Source organism: Kitasatospora sp. NPDC030952 (assembly GCF_055571335.1).
Map to the genome: position 1 here is coordinate 52,213 of NZ_JBVIFM010000012.1, position 16,357 is coordinate 68,569.

Consider the following 16,357-nt stretch of genomic DNA (forward strand, 5'->3'; position numbering starts at 1 on the left):
GCCCACACAAGTGTTGATCTCAGTGCTGCGTGGCGTGGAGCGCCTGGATGAACACCGTACCCAAGGCTACGAGAAGAACCACGCTTATGACAGTCGATCCGATTATTCGGGGAATACCTGGCGAATTACTCCGGCCGCCTTCCCGCCGCCTTACCTGGAAGGTCAGGAGCGGACTTGGCTCGGACCAAAGATAGGCAAAGAACCCGAACCCGGTTAGCAGGCCAATCCAGAGCCATGCCCAGCTTCTCTGGACCCCGTCCTTGATTCCAAGCAGGATGTGTCCGATGGTCAACAGTCCGGCAAGGTAGGTAGCTACGCCGAGGAGTGACCATCCAAGCAAGCTCGGATACGCAACAGAGATCAGCAATTTCAGGCCACCAAAGCCGTGGCTCGCTTCGAACATCTGGTACTGGACGGTGGCACCGCTACCGACGATCTCCCGCCCGATGGCCTGCTCGAACGCATCGATGGCACCGGCGGACCCAGGATTCCCATAGGGGAACTGATAGATCTCCTTCTTGTGTGACAGAAATCCCGTCGACCACTCGACGAACACCTCAGAACCGTCAGTGTCCAACTGGACGACAGAGGTCCGCCCCGACCGCAGGTCGTCAACAAGCTCCGCATTGTCCGAACGAGCCGGAAACAGGACGACCAGTACAGCCAGGTAGCTGGCCGTCAGGATAATCAGCGCGGCCCACCTGGCCGTCCTTCCTGATATCAAGGCCGACATTCGGCCGGTGAAGCCGCCGCTGAGCTGGGCGCTACGCATGAAAGGTTCCAAACCAGTAGAATTCCTGCCTGACGCTGGCGCCGGGTCCCGTCCCGGTGTTCCCCGTGAGGTGGGTCAGGGAGGCAAACCCGGTGTCGTTGTAGGCGGCGAAAGCCACGGTGAAGGAGTGCGTCTTCGGCGATACGTTGATCACCTGATACACCACGTCATATCCTCCCAGAAAGGCTTCCGGTGTGGGATTGCCATGCTTCCCATCCGTCGCCATACCCAACAGATCCTTCGGAAGGTTCTTGCCCTTCTCGCCCAAGTCCTTCCCGTCAACGAAGTCATTCTGCCCACCGAGCTCGGATAGCGGGACCTGGTAGCTGCCGTCCCGGATCTGGCCGGCCAGACCCTTGAGGATCTCCTGGCTGTGCTGATCTGCGGCGATCTGTTGAGTCAGTTGACTTCCCCCATCGAAGGAAATGTTAGCGCCGTCTTTCCCCTGCGCCCAGAGCTGGAGGAGGTCTTGCCAGGTCAGCTGTGGCGAGGTGCCGGATAGCTGATTGCATGCCGCAATCGTCCCGGACGTCACCATGGCGCCCTCCGCGCAGGGCCGAGTGTTCCCGCCCATAGCCAGGATGTACTTCTGCAGTTCCACGGCGAGCGCCTGGTGGGCCCCCTTCTCCAGGTCGTCGTCCTTCCAGTGGCCGCGACGGACGAGCGAGTCCAGCGCACTTTGGCAGGCGCTGTCGCAACCACCGGTCGACGAACCTGGCGTGCTGGAAGGCCGCGGCGTTCCGCAGTCGCCAGGCTTACATCCACCGCCGTTGTTGGGAGTCAGCCCGTGCTCGGCGCCCCACACGGCGTTCTCGGAGCTTCCGCAAGGACCTCCCTTGCAGCCGTTGTCGGGCGAGTAGCCATAGCAGGCCCCTTCGGTCCCGCATCCCAGCGGGATCAGGCCGGATGGGTCGGACTTGGCCAGCGGGTTGTCGGAGGCGTAGGTGTAGCCGCCCATCTGATTGGAGTCCCCGGATTCGAAGACCGGGTCGACGGTGAGGAAACGGCCCAGGACCGGGTCGTAGTTGCGGGCTCCCAGCAAGTCGAGCCCGCTGCCGGTGTCGGTGGGTTTGCCTAGGTAGCCCAGGTTGTCGGCCCAAGCGAGCGGGCCGCCGCCGCGGGGGCTGCCGTATGGGTCGAATGCGCGCCTGGTCACAGCCTTGGTGCCGGCGTCGATTTGGAGCGTGGAGCTGTGCTGGGGGTTGGTCAGTTCATAGGTGACGGCTCCGCTGCTGGTCCGGATGACTGTGGTGCCGTCGGGATGCTCGTAGTAGCGCTTGCCGACGACGGTGGTGCCGTCTGTGGAAAGGGTGAGCTGTTCGGCTCCGCCGAACAGGTAGAGGACGGTGCCGTCGGGGCCGCGCTGGATGAGCAGGCTGCCATTGGCGTCATAGAGATATTGGGACGTACTGGCACCTGTCCCGTTAGGGGTGTTGACGGTTTCGGTGCGGCCCTCGGCGTTGTAGGTGAAGGCCTGGGTTCCGCCCGCGGTGGGCTGAGTGCCGCCCGGGCCCCACTTCTGGTTGGGGCCCTGATTGCAGGTCCACAGTGCGACGCGGGTACCCCGGTTGGTGTTGCCCCCGGGCAGGTCCAGGCACAGGCCGGAGGTCTTGTGGACGAGGGACCCGTCAGAGCCGGTGCGCCACTGCTGGCTGCTGTCGTTCGGATCGCAGGCCCACAGTTCGATCTGTGCGCTAGCGCCGGAGGTGCCGCCGACGGGGCGGGCGCAGGCGCCCAGGACGCGCAGGGTGCCGTCGGTACCGATGGTCCAGTCCTGGGCCGCGTTGCGGTTGCAGGTCCAGGTCTGAACGGCGGTGCCGTTAGCGTTCTGGGCACCGGAGGCGTCCAGGCACAGCGCAGTGGTGCCGGTCTGGACTGCGGACGGCAGGGTGGTGGTACCGGTACTCGCTCGGGCAGTGGTGCTGCCGATCGCGTCGTACTGCGGGGTCAGCGTCGCTGTGGAGGCCGGACCGCTCGGTGCGTTGACCGTGGCCGGCCAGTTCTGGTTGGGATTGCCGGTGCAGTACCAGAGGCCGATAGGGGTACCGGGGTTCTGGTTCCATCCAGGGATGTCCAGGCACAGCGTGGAGGCGGCGTGGACGAGGGCGCCGTTGGCCCCGTCCTGCCACTTCTGGTTGTCGCTACCGTCGCAGGTGGCCAGCACGATGCCAACGCCGGCGCCGCCGCTGCCGTTGCTCGGGACGGCGCACTTGCTGAGCGCCCGGAGGGTCCCGTCACCTGGGCGGGTCCACTTCTGGGCGCCGCTGCCGTTGCAGGTCCAGGTTTCGACTGCGGTACCGTCGGCCGTCCGTGCGCTGGTGACGTCGAGGCAGAGCTGGGTGTTGCCGGTGCCCGGCATGGCCGATGGCATGGTGCTGGTCGGGGTGCCGGTGCGGGAGGTGACGCTGGTGAGTGTGTTGGGCTTGGCGGCCGGGGTCCGGTCGTTACCGGGGTAGGTGCTGGTCTGGGTGATGTCGCGGGAGGTGTCTCCCGCGAGGTCGTGCCGGACCTGCTGGGTGCGATCGCCGAGTAGGTTGTACTGGAAGCTCTGCCAGTACGGAGCCGGTCCGCCCAGCGAGTTGAGCCCGACACTGCTGTTGTTGCACTGGGACGTCTGGCCTGCGCCCGGTGCGCTCACACCCCAGGTGTCGGTCCAGGCCTCTGCCAACCGGTTCAGACCGTCGTAGCGGAAGCACTGGGTGTCGGTCACCTGGTCCGTGCTCCCCGAGGACTGAAGCTCGGAGGTACTAGTGGGGTTTCCGGCCTGGTCGTAGCCGTAGCTGGTGTAGGAGATCGGGCTGGCGTCGGACTGCTGGAGCTTGACGCTGCTGGTGGTCAGGCGGCCGGTGGTGTCGTCGTACGTACGCGCCGTGCGGAGCAGTTCGCCCCGTGTTCCGTATTGGCTCAGCAGGAGCTGGCCAAGCGGATTGTAGTTGGCCAGGTCGAGCAGCTTGGTGCTGTCGGTGCCCGTGTTGACGATCTCGCCCATCAGATCGCGGCCGAAACCGAGCTTCTCGGCGGGGAGACCGCCGTCGGCGCTGTAGCCGTAGCCGGCGAGCAGGCCGAGGTTGTCGGCATAGAAGGCGGTTTGGGTGTAGTCGCCGGCGAGCTTGCCTTCGACGGCGGGGATGGTGCTGGTCGTGGAGGTCGGCTGGTACCTGGTGTTGTAGCCGTTGATCTTCTGCACGTACGCGCTGCCGGTGGCGCCGCCGGCGAAACGAGTGGTCGAGGTCGGGTAGCCCTTCGCGAGGGTGTCGTAGGTGAAGGACGCGAGCAGTTTCGACTGATCGCTGGTGTCGGTGCCTTCGTAGCGACCGGTGCTGCGGCCGAGTAGGTCGTAGGTGTACGACAGGCTCTTGCCTCGGCCATCGGTGACGCTCGACACCCGCCCGAGGTCGTCGTACGCCGTGGTGCTGGTGCCGGCGTCCGGGTCGTTCTGCGAGATTCGGTTGCCGCGGACGTCGTAGCGGTAGGTCCAGGCGTTGCCTGCGTTGTCCGCCGTGCTGATGAGCTTGCCACGGGCGTCATAGTTGTAGCGGGTGGTCACGTCTCCGATGCCCGAACCGCCGTGCTGTACCGAGGCTGTGGTCCGGTTGAGGGCGTCGGTGTACACGGTTGTCGGGACGCCGCCGGCAGGCGGAGTGGTGTCGGTCCGCTCTGCGCCGGGGTAGGCGATGGCGGTCTGCCACAGCTCAGTGGCCTTGGCGAAGAGCTTGCTGGCGACTACCCGGCCGGTCCCGTCGTAGACGGTCCGGGTCTGGGAGGGAACGGTGTTGTCGTCCTCCTCGAACAGGGTGGTGCCGGGGCTGGTGGTCGGATCGGACCAGGCGGCGGTGCTCTTGGTGACCTTGCCGTTGCTGTCGTACCTCGTGGAGGCCACGACTCGGCCCGAAGCGCTGTTGGCGGGAGTGGACTGGGTTTGGCGGGACTGGAGGAAGCCGTCGTAGATCGTGCTGTCGGTCCGGTAGGTGCCGTTCTCCAGCTGTGTGCGCGTCGTGACGCTCGGCGGGTTCGCGCGGCTTGACGGGGTTGGGTCGACGCCGTGGAGTTCGTAGCTGAACGTCCGGTCCGCTGCCTTGCTCGCGTCCTTGCTGTTGCCGGGCAGCCAGACGGAGGTCCGACGGCCGAGCGCGTCGTAGGTCGCGTCGGTGACGCGACCGTTCGGGTCGATCGCCCGGGTGACCAGGCCGCGTGCCGGCGAGAGGATGGTCTTAGCGTTCCAACCGAGTGGGTTGGTGGTGGAGATCTCGATCGGCAGGGTTCCCGTGGCCGGCGTGTAGGCCGTCAGGCTGACCGCGCCTGCGCCGTCGGTGCTGCGCACCACGCGTCCGTAGGCGTCGAAGGCCTGGGCGGTGAGGGTCTGGTAGGTGGCCTGGCCCTGGGCGTCGTACGACTTCAGCGACTGGGTCGCCGTGGCGTAGCCGAGGGTGGCGCCGTTCTGTCCGAGCACGTTCACCGGGCCGGGGCTGGCGGGATCGGCGCTGCCGTCGTAGATCAGGCGGCGGTCGCTGATGGTGGTGGTGGTGGATGGTGCGGTGTTGCAGTCCCCGCCGACGGTGAGGGTGTCGCTCGGGTAGGTGAGCATCATGGGATTGCCGGACGGTGCGGCCGCGTAGGTCGTAGTAGCGCAGGTCCGGCCGTCACCGGTGGTGAGGTCGGGCTGGTTGTCGACCGTGGAGGGCCGTCCGAGACTGTCGTAGGTGGTGACGGTGCGGCCGGTGCGCCAGGTCTTCTGGTCGGACAGCAGCGCGCTGGAGCGGCTGGTGGTCGAGGTGACGCGATGTGCCTCCAGCGGCGGCAGTGTTGAGACTGCGGCGCCCGTCTTGGAGGTCCAGGCCGTTCTGGTCCTGCTGGCAGTCGGGCTGGGGGCGAGCACCGTGGCGTCGTTGAACTGCTTGGCGATGGGCGTGCCGCCAGCCTGGCTGTAGGTGGCGGTCTCCTGCGGTGTACCGGCACGCCAGTTGCTGTCGGTGGCCTCCTCGCCGAGGGAGTTCTTCGGCTTGCTGACTCGGCGGGTGGTCCGGTCAGCGAGGTAGTCGCCGTCCATTCCCTGCAGGTAGGAGACGGTGGTCTGGCCGACCGGGTCGGGTGCGGTGCCGGTGGTGGTGGTGACGGTCCGGTAGCCGCGGAAGTCATTCCAGGTGCGGTACTGGTCGTCGGTCTGGTCGGAGTCGTCGCGGTGCCACGCGGCGCCGTTGTAGCTGTAGGAGGTTTCGCGGGGCGGGGAGTTGGCCTTGGTGGTGTCCGAGGAGGTGACCTTGGTGACCAGGGTCTTGTTGAACCAGTCCGCGATAGGCGCGGCCGCGCCTGTCGGGGTCCAGTAGACCGGGTAGCAGGCCATCGTGTTGGTGTCGGCCGTGGTGGGCATGGTGCCCTTGGCCCGGGAGCACTCGGGGTCGCGGTAGGTGACCGCGATGGAGATGCCGGACTCGCTGTTCACGCCGATGATCCGCGGCCGGTACAGCGGCGGGGCTCCGGTGTCGGAGCCGTCGACGCGGTTGTCGATCTCGGTGCCGGCGAAGGTCGTCGGGTCGAGCTTGATCTCGCCTCCGCCGGCGGAGGGGTCCTGCGCGGTGTGTTGGACCTTGGACAGCCACATCACGGACTGCAGGCCGCCGACGTTCTGCTTGTCCGGGGTCTTGCCGGTGACCGGGTCCATGATGCCGCCGGCGTCCGAGAAGACCTGCGTCAGCTCGTACTTGTCCACGGGCTGCCAGCCGCTCTGGGTCCGCAGCTCGGTGCGGACGGCGGCGAGCCGTTTGGTGGACCAGAACGTCGGCGACACCGGCCGGCAGACGTTGGAGCCGGTCCCGCTGGTGCTCCAGCCGTCCTGGCAAGCGAGGTCGTATGGGACGTCGGGCCAGTTCGTGGCAGTGGAGGAGTTGAGGTTCTCCAGCTTGCACGTGTCCACGGAGGCCACGCACCGTTCGGCGGTGTCGAAGGTGATCCGGGCGGAGGGCTCGCGGCCGGCGAGCGCGTCGGCGAGCTGGTAGCCGTAGGAGACGCGGGTGAGGTAGCCACCGCGGGTGTACGCGGTGAGGGCTCCGCTGCCGCCGGATCCGCCGGCCTGGCCTCCGCCCATGGCGTAGCGGTTGGTCTCGGTGGCCCAGTCATAGCGTTGCACGTTGCCGTGCGGGTCCACCACGAAGTCCAGGTTGAAGCGCCAGCCGGGCTGCTGGTCGCACTGGGACTCCTTACCCTTGGCGGCGTTGTAGCAGGGGTCGCCGCTGTTCGGGTGGTAGACCGGGACGCTCCAGGCGCTGTTGGTGGCTCCGTCGGTGGTGGTGCCGGGGGCGTGGTTGAGGCCGAAGTAGTAGGCGCTGCCGTCGGTGGTGGTGACCTTGAAGTACTCGCCCTGCCACAGGCCGTTTGCCGCGCCGGTCAGCCGCTCGATGCGGGTGCCGTCGTCGTTCTGCAGGTGGTACAGGCCGTTGTCGTCGCGGACCAGTTCACCCGTACGAGAGCCGAGCGAGATGGTCGCGGTCCAGCCGGCCCAGCACTGGTCGCCGGACTGGTCGATGCCCGCGTTCTTGCACGCCTTGTAGGAGCGCTCGATGAAGCCTGGGCTGTACGACCAGCCGTCGCCGATCCAGGAGGCCTGGGAATTGCGCGCCGAGGTCTCGCCGTCTACGGCCTGCGAGTTGTACGAGAAGGCAACGCCTGGCGCCGTGCCCGTCAGCGAGGGTGAGACGGCGACCGGGTAGCTGTAGGTGAAGGCGCCGGAGGCGTTCTGCGACCACGAGCCGGTGGCGGACAAGTCGGTCGCGGTGTAGGAGCCTTGGGAACCGCCGGGAGTGGAGACCGCGGCCACGGCCATCCCGCCGCTCGCGGAGGTGGTGGCGGAGAGCGAGTCGAGTTTCATCGCGGCTGCCCCGCCGGGACGAGTCTTTGTGTCCGTCGCGGTGCCGCTGCTCGGCACTGCGACGGTGCCGCTGATCGTCTTGGCCACCGGGTCGATGACGGAATCGAGCGGTTGCCTGGTGCGGCACTCGGCCAGCTCAGGGGTGGTCAGCGCGCAAGCGGGCATGGCGACCAGGCGGAGGCGGGAGGCCCAGCCGCCCCCGTAGGCGTCGGCTATCGTCGTGTAGTCGAGGGATATGTCGAGGCCGGCCGCGTCACTACCGCCGTCGGTTCGCTTCAGTCCGACCAGAAGGCCGTCGACGTTGGCCTTCGTGGTCTGGGATCGGTCGGCGACTGTGACTTCGACCGAGGACGGCCGGGTGATCTTTGCGGTGCGTCCGGCTACGGCCTTGGCCTTGTCACCGACGTGGTCCGGTCCTACGGCACTGAGCCGGACCGGGGTCAGACCGGCCTGGACGGCGGCGACGTTGTTGTCGTTGGCGTTGCTCCCGACGGCCGGGAAGGCGGGTTCGGCCTTCAGGTCGACTGCGGCCGTAGCCTGGCTGGGCCACCGCACTGGGCTTGGGGTGTGCGTCGCGAGGTCGCGGGCTCCGGCCGGGCGCGGGATGTCCTTTCGGTTCGTCTTGCCGTCCACGTTGTGTCCGTCGACGTGCGGCAGCTCAGGAAGGTTGTCCTTGCCGTGGTCGGCGGCGTGGGCGATGAAACCGGTACCCATGTCTGCGACCGGTACGACCAACGACATCACGGTCGTCAAGGCCGCCGCTGTCAGGACGCTTCGTCGGCCACCGGCTCCTGGTGACCGGCCGACTTGCCATCTCCTGCTGAGTTTCATGCGTGTCCTTGCGTTCCTTTATCCGAATTCGGCTGGCCTGTATCGGTATGTAGTCAGATCAAGTCCATGAAGGACGGCGGGCACCGTATTGTCAGCACGCCATTCGACGCAATAGCGTTTGGCCACGTGCGATCGATCTACCTGACCGACCATCAGGTGAGGTCCAGTCAGATATCGCACCAGAAAAGGACAAAGACCACACCCCGCTGCGGTCACTGTGACGTATCACATATCCGCCGGCGGGGATTCAGCCCTGCCTGAAAGCGATTGACACACCATGGGGGAACTCCTTCCCATCCCGCCGTCGGCCTCTCGGAGACTGACGAGACGCCTTGCCGCCGTGTGCGCGCTCGCGCTGCTTGCCACCGCACCAGGAATCGCAGCGGCCGATGACCGGCCGTTTGCGGCCGCTCCAGGCCAATCCATCACGAAGGCTCCGAATTCGACCGAAATCACCCCGGGGAACGCCATCCAGGCAGCCCGGCTGACTGCGAAGAAAACGGGCAAGCCGGTCACAATTGACGCCTTGACCAGCGAGACATCGCTCACCGTCGCCGAACCCAGCGGCAAGCTCACCGTCACCTCACACCTCCGGCCGGCGCGGGTGAAGAAACAGGACGGTACGTGGGCCCCGGTGGACGCCACACTCAACCGCGGACCGGACGGGAGCTACTCACCGAGCGCCACCCCGTCACAGGTGTCCGTTTCCGGTGGTGGCACGGGCCCATTGGCGACACTGACCGACAGTCACGGGCGCAGCCTCGCACTGACTTTCCCGGTCGCGCTGCCCGCCCCCGCTGTCACCGGAAGCACTGCCACCTATTCCGGGGTTCTGCCTGGCGTGGACCTACGGGTCGATGTGTCCGATCAGGGCGCAGTCCGTGAGGTTCTGGTCGTCAAGGACGCGAACGCCGCCGCGAACCCGGCGCTCAAGACCCTCACTTTCGGCACCGCGGCCAAAGGCCTGACGGTCTCCGCCGATCCTCAGGGCAACCTGACGGCGGCCGGAGCGGACGGCACTCCGGCGTTCCGGGCGCCCGTGCCTCTCATGTGGGACTCGGCGGCGACGGAGTCGGGGGCGCCGACCGCGGCTCCGGCCAAGAAATCGTCCGTTGCGGCGCCGCGCGTCGGCTCGCTCGCTCCCGCCTCGGACTCAGCGCCGACCGGCCCGGACGCATCGTCCGCGGACGGCCCGGGCCTCGGAGCACACGTCAAGCCGGTCCCTGTCGACACGACGAACGGCAAGCTGACCCTGACCCCGGACTCGGACCTGATGGCCGGGAACGGCACTGTCTGGCCGCTGTTCATCGACCCGCCCTTCCAGCCCGCGCCGACGATGGGCGCCAGCCACTTCGCCCAGGTCATGGAGGGCTGTGCCGGCACCCCGCAGTACGACGTCGCCCAGGACAACGGGCAGGGCGTGGGCTACCAGCACTACCGGACCAACTGCTACGGCATGGAGCGTTCGTACTACGAGTTCGGCACCGGCTCGCTGACCTCGCAGATGTACATCGACAGCGCAAGGGCCTACTTCTCCGAGACCTACGGCGCCGCCCACGACTGCGCCGCCACCGCCCCGGTCACCCTCAAGTGGACCTGGGGATTCGACGGCGGCACCACCTGGAACAACCAGCCCGGCGTGCGCCAGGACGGCGAGACCAAGTGGCCGAAGAGCGCGTACGGCACCTGCGGCTCCCAGGGCGTCGACTTCGATGTCACCGGCGCGGTGCGCCAGGTCGTCCAGGAGGGCCGGCCCCTGACCGTCGGCTTGTTCGGCGACGAGACCCGCTCCACCGGCATCGACCACTTCATGCGGTTCAACGCCAACCCGTACGTCATCGCCCAGTACGACCTGCCACCGAACACTCCAGACTCGATGTACACCAGCCCGATGCCGATCAACCCGAACGGGTACGCCTGCGGCAACGGGCAGCCGGGCTGGATCGGACGGACCGTGCCACTGGGCAACGGCGCCTCCGACATCACCCTGCACGCTTACGCCTCCACCCCGATGCCGGGCACCAACATCAACGTCGGTTTCCACGTCTGGGACAACATGGCGGCGGACGCCAACGGCAGTCCCAGCACCGTCACCTGGCCGACCAGTCAGGCCATCAACGGCCGGGGCTGGGGCGACGCCAACATCGGCTTCCCGGCCTCCGACGGGCACCAGTACGGCTGGAACGCGTGGGCCACCGACGGGCTGATGAGCAGCGCGGGTACCGCGTACTGCTACTTCAACGTCGACCTGACCCCGCCCACTCTCGCCTCCATCGCGCCCTCCACCGTCTTTCCCCCGGTCGGCAGCGGTATCAAGCCCACCGGTCACGCGGGCGACCAGGGCGCCACCATCCGCGTCACCAGCAGCGACCCGGTACCGGGCGGTTGCACCCGCGGCAGCTGCCTGGCCAGTGGTGTGCGCGAGTTCCAGTACAACCTGGACGACAACATCCCGCCGACCGGCTACACGGCCCAGCCCGTCGCCGGCGTCGACGCCAACGGCAACGCCTACGCTGACATCCCGATCAACCTCAACCCCGACCAGTGGGGCACGCACCGCCTGTACGTGCGCGCTACCGACAACGCGGGCAACACCCAGCCCCAGGCCGCGACCTACGACTTCTTCGCGCCCTGGAACCCGACCACCAAGGTCGTCGCCGGTGACGTCGACTTCGACGGGACCCCCGACTACCTGGTCCCGGCGGCGGACGGGTCGCTGACCCTGCTTCCGGGCAACAGCGACTTCACCGCCCAGTCGGGCACCGCGTCCACCCGGGCGCAGAGCCCTGAGCAGGACAGTTGGAACAACTACCTGATCGCCCACCGCGGCTCGGTCAGCCAGAACAGCGTCGATGACCTGTTCGCCTACAACAAGGGCACCAAGCACTTCTACGTCTACTTCAACGACTCCACCCGCGTCCCCGCCGGCACTCCGGGTCACTTCAGCGACCGTTCGGGCGTCATGCAGATCGGCAACAGTGGCACGTGCCCCAAGGGACTCGGCGGCAGCTGGGACCACGTCGACCAGCTGACGGCCCTCAGCGCCACCCCGACCAGCGCGGGCCGGCCCAACCTGATCACCATCGAAAGCGGCCACCTGCGGTTCTACCCCGGTAGTGCGGTCGGCGGCTGCCCGCTCGGCGACGGTGTCGAGGTCGGCGGTGACAACGAGGACTGGGGCGGCTTCACCCTGCTGTCCCCCGGCGTGATCGCAGGCGTCCCGACCCTGTGGGTTCGCGACACGACCACCGGCGCGATCACCACCCTTCCGATGCCCCTCACCAGCGGCGCTCCGGCGACGAAGTCCCTGCACATCCCCGCCCGCAAGGCTGTGGTCTCGGCCGTCAAGAACGCCGCCGGAGCCGGAATGTGCGCCGACATCAACGGTGGCTACACCGACAACGGCACCCCCGCCCAGCTGTGGGACTGCCTCGGCATCAGTGGTCAGTCCTTCACCCGCGGCAGCGACGGAACCATGCACGTCCTGGGCAAGTGCCTGGACGTCAAGAACGGTGACACGTTCAACGGCGCCAACGTCCAGCTGTGGGACTGCAACGGCAGCGGCGCCCAGAAGTGGCTCGACGGCCCCTACCCCGGCACGTTGCAGAACCCCCAGTCGACCCGCTGCCTCGCAGTCCCCGACGGCCAGAACAACCCGGGCAACCACCTCATTCTCTGGGACTGCCTGAACAACCTCAGTCAGCAGTGGGTCAGCCCGACCGCCAACGCGTTGCTGCCCGGTGGGTTCAGCTCCGCCCTCTACCCCGTCGTGGACTCCCCGGGTGACGTCAATGGCGACGGCAACCCCGACCTCATCGTCACCGACACCAGCGGTGCCCTCACCCAGTACCTGGGCACCACGCCCGAGGCCGGCCTGCCGCGCTTCGGCACCCCGCGACAGCTGCCTGTACCGACGCCGGTCAGCTACAACATCAATTCCGTACAGAATCCGAACCGCTGCTTCGATAACTGGGGCGCCGGCAACGGCACCAACCTCAACTTCTACAACTGCTGGAACGGAGCCAGCCAGAAGTTCACCTTCGCCGCCGACGGCACCCTGCGCACCGGCGGACGCTGCGTCTCGACCAAGGACAACGGCACCGCCAACGGCACCCAGGTCGTCATCGCGGACTGCAGCGGCGCCACCGGCCAAGTCTGGACCTTGCAGGCTGACGGCACCATCTACAACCCCACCGCCAAGCGCTGCATCGAACTACCCGGTTGGAACGACGCCAACGGCACGTCCCTCGACATCTGGGACTGCCAATCCGGTCACGCCAACCAGCGCTGGACCATCTACCCGAACACCACCTGACGTCCTACGTCCCTGACGGGCCCGGCGGCGCATTCGTGCCGCCGGGCCCAACCCGTTTCAGGCCCGCCCGCGTGGTGGCCTGCCACCCAGCGCTCGTGTCATAGATGCACACTGAGCGGCACGTATCCGGTTCACCGCGGTCCGGTCTTTCGTTCGAGTCGGCCATGCTCTATGGGGGATCAGCCTGACGCTTCACGTCTCGAAGTGATCGCCGTCATCGGCCGTAGCCTCGCGCGTGCAGTGTCCTCGCCACTTGACGCTTCCTCACAGAGCAACGCATCGCCAGGCACCTGCCCCGATCGTAGGGAGCGACGAGTTCGACGCCGTCCGTCGGCGGACCGACAATGTGGCTTCCTTCGAGGGCAGTTGGTGCAGTTTCTCGCCTGCAGGCTCCTGCTGTGCCCGATCCCCGGCCCACGTTCGGGCAGCGTCCCCCTCACCGGATCACTTATGACGGCTGTGGATCTTGACAGGGCCGGGGAGCGGGCTGGGATCGTTGCCGGATGTTCACCACGCCCTCCCGGCCCTTCGACATCCTCATGGCCTTTCCGGAACTCGCGGCGTACGCGAAGCCCGCGACCCGGTTGCATCCGCGTCGCGGGCACCCGCAGGCTGCGGAGAGCTCCGTGGCGGGGCCGATGCTCTGGCCGGCGGACGAGCCCTGGCCGACCTGCCGACTGCCCCACATGGTCCAGATCGAGCGCGAGGCCACCGATGAGGAACTGGCCGCGTTCCGGCTCGCCGATGAGACCCGGGCCCGGCGGGAGGCTCAGTGGAGTGCCCAGTTCCCGGAACAGGCCGCCGACCCGGACTCGCCGCTCGGAAGAGTGCTGGCCATGCGGCCGCGGTCCCCGCAGGGAGCCCATGGTCAAGGCTCTCGCGGGAGGAGCGTGCGAACGTGGGCGCCTGCCGCTCCCGTCGAGCCGGTTCCCATGCTCCCGGTCGTTCAGCTGCACGCCGCCGACATACCGGAGACCCGCTTTCCCGACGGGACGGACCTGCTGCAGATGCTGTGGTGCCCGTTCGACCATCCCGAGGTCCCCGGGATGCACGAGCACTACCGAGGGCCCGCGCCGAAGGTCGTCTGGCGGGCCGCCGGATCACTCACGACGTCGGCCGCCGCGCCCGGCGGAGCGGCGCAGAACGGCGGCTGGGGCCTGGAACCGTGCGTCGTGCATCCGGAACCGATCACCGAATACCCCGACATCGATGACCTCCCCGAGTCGCTGCGGTCCCGTATCCGCGCCTGGCTCAGCGGCCTCGGCGAGGAGCCCGGCTTCGGCTACCGCAACGATCTTTCCGTTGCGCCGGGTCTCAAGAGCGGCGGGTGGCCGTACTGGCCCCACTGCCCGCGCCCGGTCCGGTGCTGCGCGTGCGGCTCGGAGATGAGCCTGCTCCTGACCCTCCCCAACGGCGAGCACACTGCGGAGAGCTGGGTCCCAGTGGAGGACCGGTCCCGCGCCGCCGAACCGGGCTACGATGCCCGGTTCCACAACCCGACGGGCTTCCGCGGCGCCCGCGACGAACTCCTCGTCTTCGCCTGCCGGGAAGACCCCGGACACGAGGTCTGGATCTCCATCGAATAGCCGGCCAGGAACACCGCGGGTGTGGGCGCGGACATCGATGCCGAGGCCCCCGGTCGGACCGGGCCGCTTCGAGCCCCTACTCGGGGCACCGAAATGCGCGAGACGGCGGAGGACCCTTGGGGCGCGGTTGGGCTCGAGCCAGCTCAGTTTGCGCGCGACGTTCTGGACCAGATCAGTGCCGCCTTGGCTACGTGACCTGGGTTTCTACACGCAGCCGCCGCTGCCTTAAATTACGTTCCACGCTGGTCGGGGGTGAGGTCTGCGGCGGCCGAATCAGCCACCTCGGAGCCGCTCCTACGCTAGCCTGCCAGGGGTGACAGAAGCGATCTCCGACGGCCCAAGCGACGCTCGGTACAGCGAGATCACAGACGACCTGGCGGTTCTCGGCGAGGCTCTCGGGCTGGGTGAGGTTCGGGAGTGCCGCTTCCTGTCGGCTAAGGGCTGTCCCGTTTAAGCAGGTGAGGCGGCACTGGCGGCCGCGGTACGGTCCCCCGGTGGAGCTCTTGAACCCGGCCTGCCCGCTGCACGGACCCGGCATCGACCCCTTGTCCTTGGTCGGCAGCCAGCTCCTTGAGGTGCTGGCTTCTTGGCACGTACACGAGGGACGCCCCGACGACGGCCCGGTCAAGGTGTGGCTGATCGACGATCAAGGCAGGTCCACCAACGTCGCCAGCGGCACGGACTGGTGCCTCGTGATCGAGTCCTCCCAGCCCGATGACGGCATCGACATGGGCGACTGGGGCCGGATCGACGTTCTACCCGTGCGTGACGAGACACCCTTCGCGGCCCACCTCGGGGAGCTCATGATCGGAGTCCGACAGGAGTGGGATCCGGCAACCGGGCGCGCGGCGCTCGAGCTGGACTTCCCCTCGGGCAGTGTCCGCTGCGAGAGCTGGAGCGGTGACCTCCGGGTCCTGGCCGTGGACCGGCCCGCGAGCTCGACCAAGCCAATGCCATGATCTTGGAGTGACTGGCGTGATCATGGCGTCAGAGCCGTCCTGGACATCCCCGTTCACCGGGGCTGGGCCCGCGCGACTTCCACAGGCTGATCACGATGCTCCGCCGCGAGGGCGCCGACACGGTACGCCGAGGCCGCCCGTGGAGCCTGTCGTTGGAGGATCGGGTCCTGCTGGTCGCTGCTTACTGGCGCACGAACCTGACACTGCGGCAGCTCGCTCCGCTGTTCGGGGTGTCCGAGTCTGCGGCCAGCCGATCATTGACCACGTCGGGCCCCTACTCGCCCTCAAGCCCTGGCGCCGGTTCCGCAAGGGCACCGTGCTGATCGGGGACGGCACCTGGTCCCCACCCGCGACCACACGATCGCCGAACAGTCCAAGAACTACAGGTACTCCACCAACCACCAGGTCGTGATCGACGCCCACACCCGGCTGGTCGTCGCGCTCGGCAATCCCTGCCGGGCAACCGGAACGACTGCAAGGCCTGGGAGGAGTCCGGAGCCAAGGCCGCTGTCGGCCGGACGACGACCATCGCCGACGGCGGCTGTCCGGGCACCAGCCTGGTCATCCCGCGCCGCCGGCCGCGCGGCGGGGAACTCACCGAGTGGCAGGCCGAGCACAACCGCGAGCATAAGCGGGTTCGAGCCCGCGTCGAGCACGTCTTCGCCTGGATGAAGACCTGGAAGGTCCTCCGCGACTGCCGCCTCAAGGGCGACGGCGTCCACCACGCCATACTCGGCGTCGCCCGCCTGCACAACCTCCTCCAAGCCGCATAGGCGAAGTCCGCTCAGAGGCGGATCACGCCGTCCCGATCCGCCAGAGATCAATTATGGGACGCCCCTTGGCTTGATGAACGGAAACTGGCGGCTGAATAGGGCCGAGGGCTCGTTCGCGTTGAAGCGGATCATGGATATGCCGTGGCACGTCGGAACCTGGCTGTGATGTCGGCGCTGGCCGACGACGGACTGCCAGTGAGCAGCAGGGGACGCCGTGGTCGAGGTCACTGGTCGCGGGTACTACCTGATCCCGTGGACG

Annotated in this window: 5 protein-coding genes and 1 pseudogene; 4 read left to right on the top strand and 2 right to left on the bottom strand. The window is 67.7% G+C overall.

The window, feature by feature from the left end; genetic code table 11:
* Positions 1 to 19: 19 nt before the first annotated feature.
* A complete protein-coding gene (locus ACZ47G_RS21575; RefSeq protein ID WP_465744921.1) occupies positions 20 to 772 on the bottom strand; it encodes a hypothetical protein in 753 nt (250 codons plus the stop codon).
* Entirely contained in the window at positions 765 to 8,378 is a 7,614-nt protein-coding gene (locus ACZ47G_RS21580) for a ricin-type beta-trefoil lectin domain protein (protein ID WP_465745189.1), read from the bottom strand. Before ACZ47G_RS21580 ends, ACZ47G_RS21575 begins: the two co-directional genes overlap by 8 nt.
* A gap of 1,360 nt (positions 8,379 to 9,738) precedes the next feature.
* Between ACZ47G_RS21580 and ACZ47G_RS21585 the strand changes: the two genes are divergently transcribed.
* The 4 genes and pseudogenes from ACZ47G_RS21585 to ACZ47G_RS21600 all read left to right on the top strand — a co-directional run bounded on the left by ACZ47G_RS21585 (position 9,739) and on the right by ACZ47G_RS21600 (position 16,098).
* Positions 9,739 to 12,780 (top strand): ricin-type beta-trefoil lectin domain protein, encoded by a 3,042-nt coding sequence (locus ACZ47G_RS21585; protein WP_465744923.1) that lies wholly within the window; start codon positions 9,739 to 9,741, stop codon positions 12,778 to 12,780.
* A 503-nt stretch (positions 12,781 to 13,283) separates the two neighbouring features.
* Positions 13,284 to 14,366 carry a hypothetical protein gene (locus ACZ47G_RS21590; protein WP_465744925.1) on the top strand — a complete coding sequence of 361 codons (1,083 nt, stop codon included), beginning with the start codon at positions 13,284 to 13,286 and terminating at the stop codon, positions 14,364 to 14,366.
* 494 nt (positions 14,367 to 14,860) lie between these two features.
* Positions 14,861 to 15,325 carry a hypothetical protein gene (locus ACZ47G_RS21595; protein WP_465744927.1) on the top strand — a complete coding sequence of 155 codons (465 nt, stop codon included), beginning with the start codon at positions 14,861 to 14,863 and terminating at the stop codon, positions 15,323 to 15,325.
* A 7-nt stretch (positions 15,326 to 15,332) separates the two neighbouring features.
* Positions 15,333 to 16,098 (top strand): annotated as a pseudogene (locus tag ACZ47G_RS21600) (transposase).
* The last annotated feature ends 259 nt before the right edge of the window (positions 16,099 to 16,357 follow it).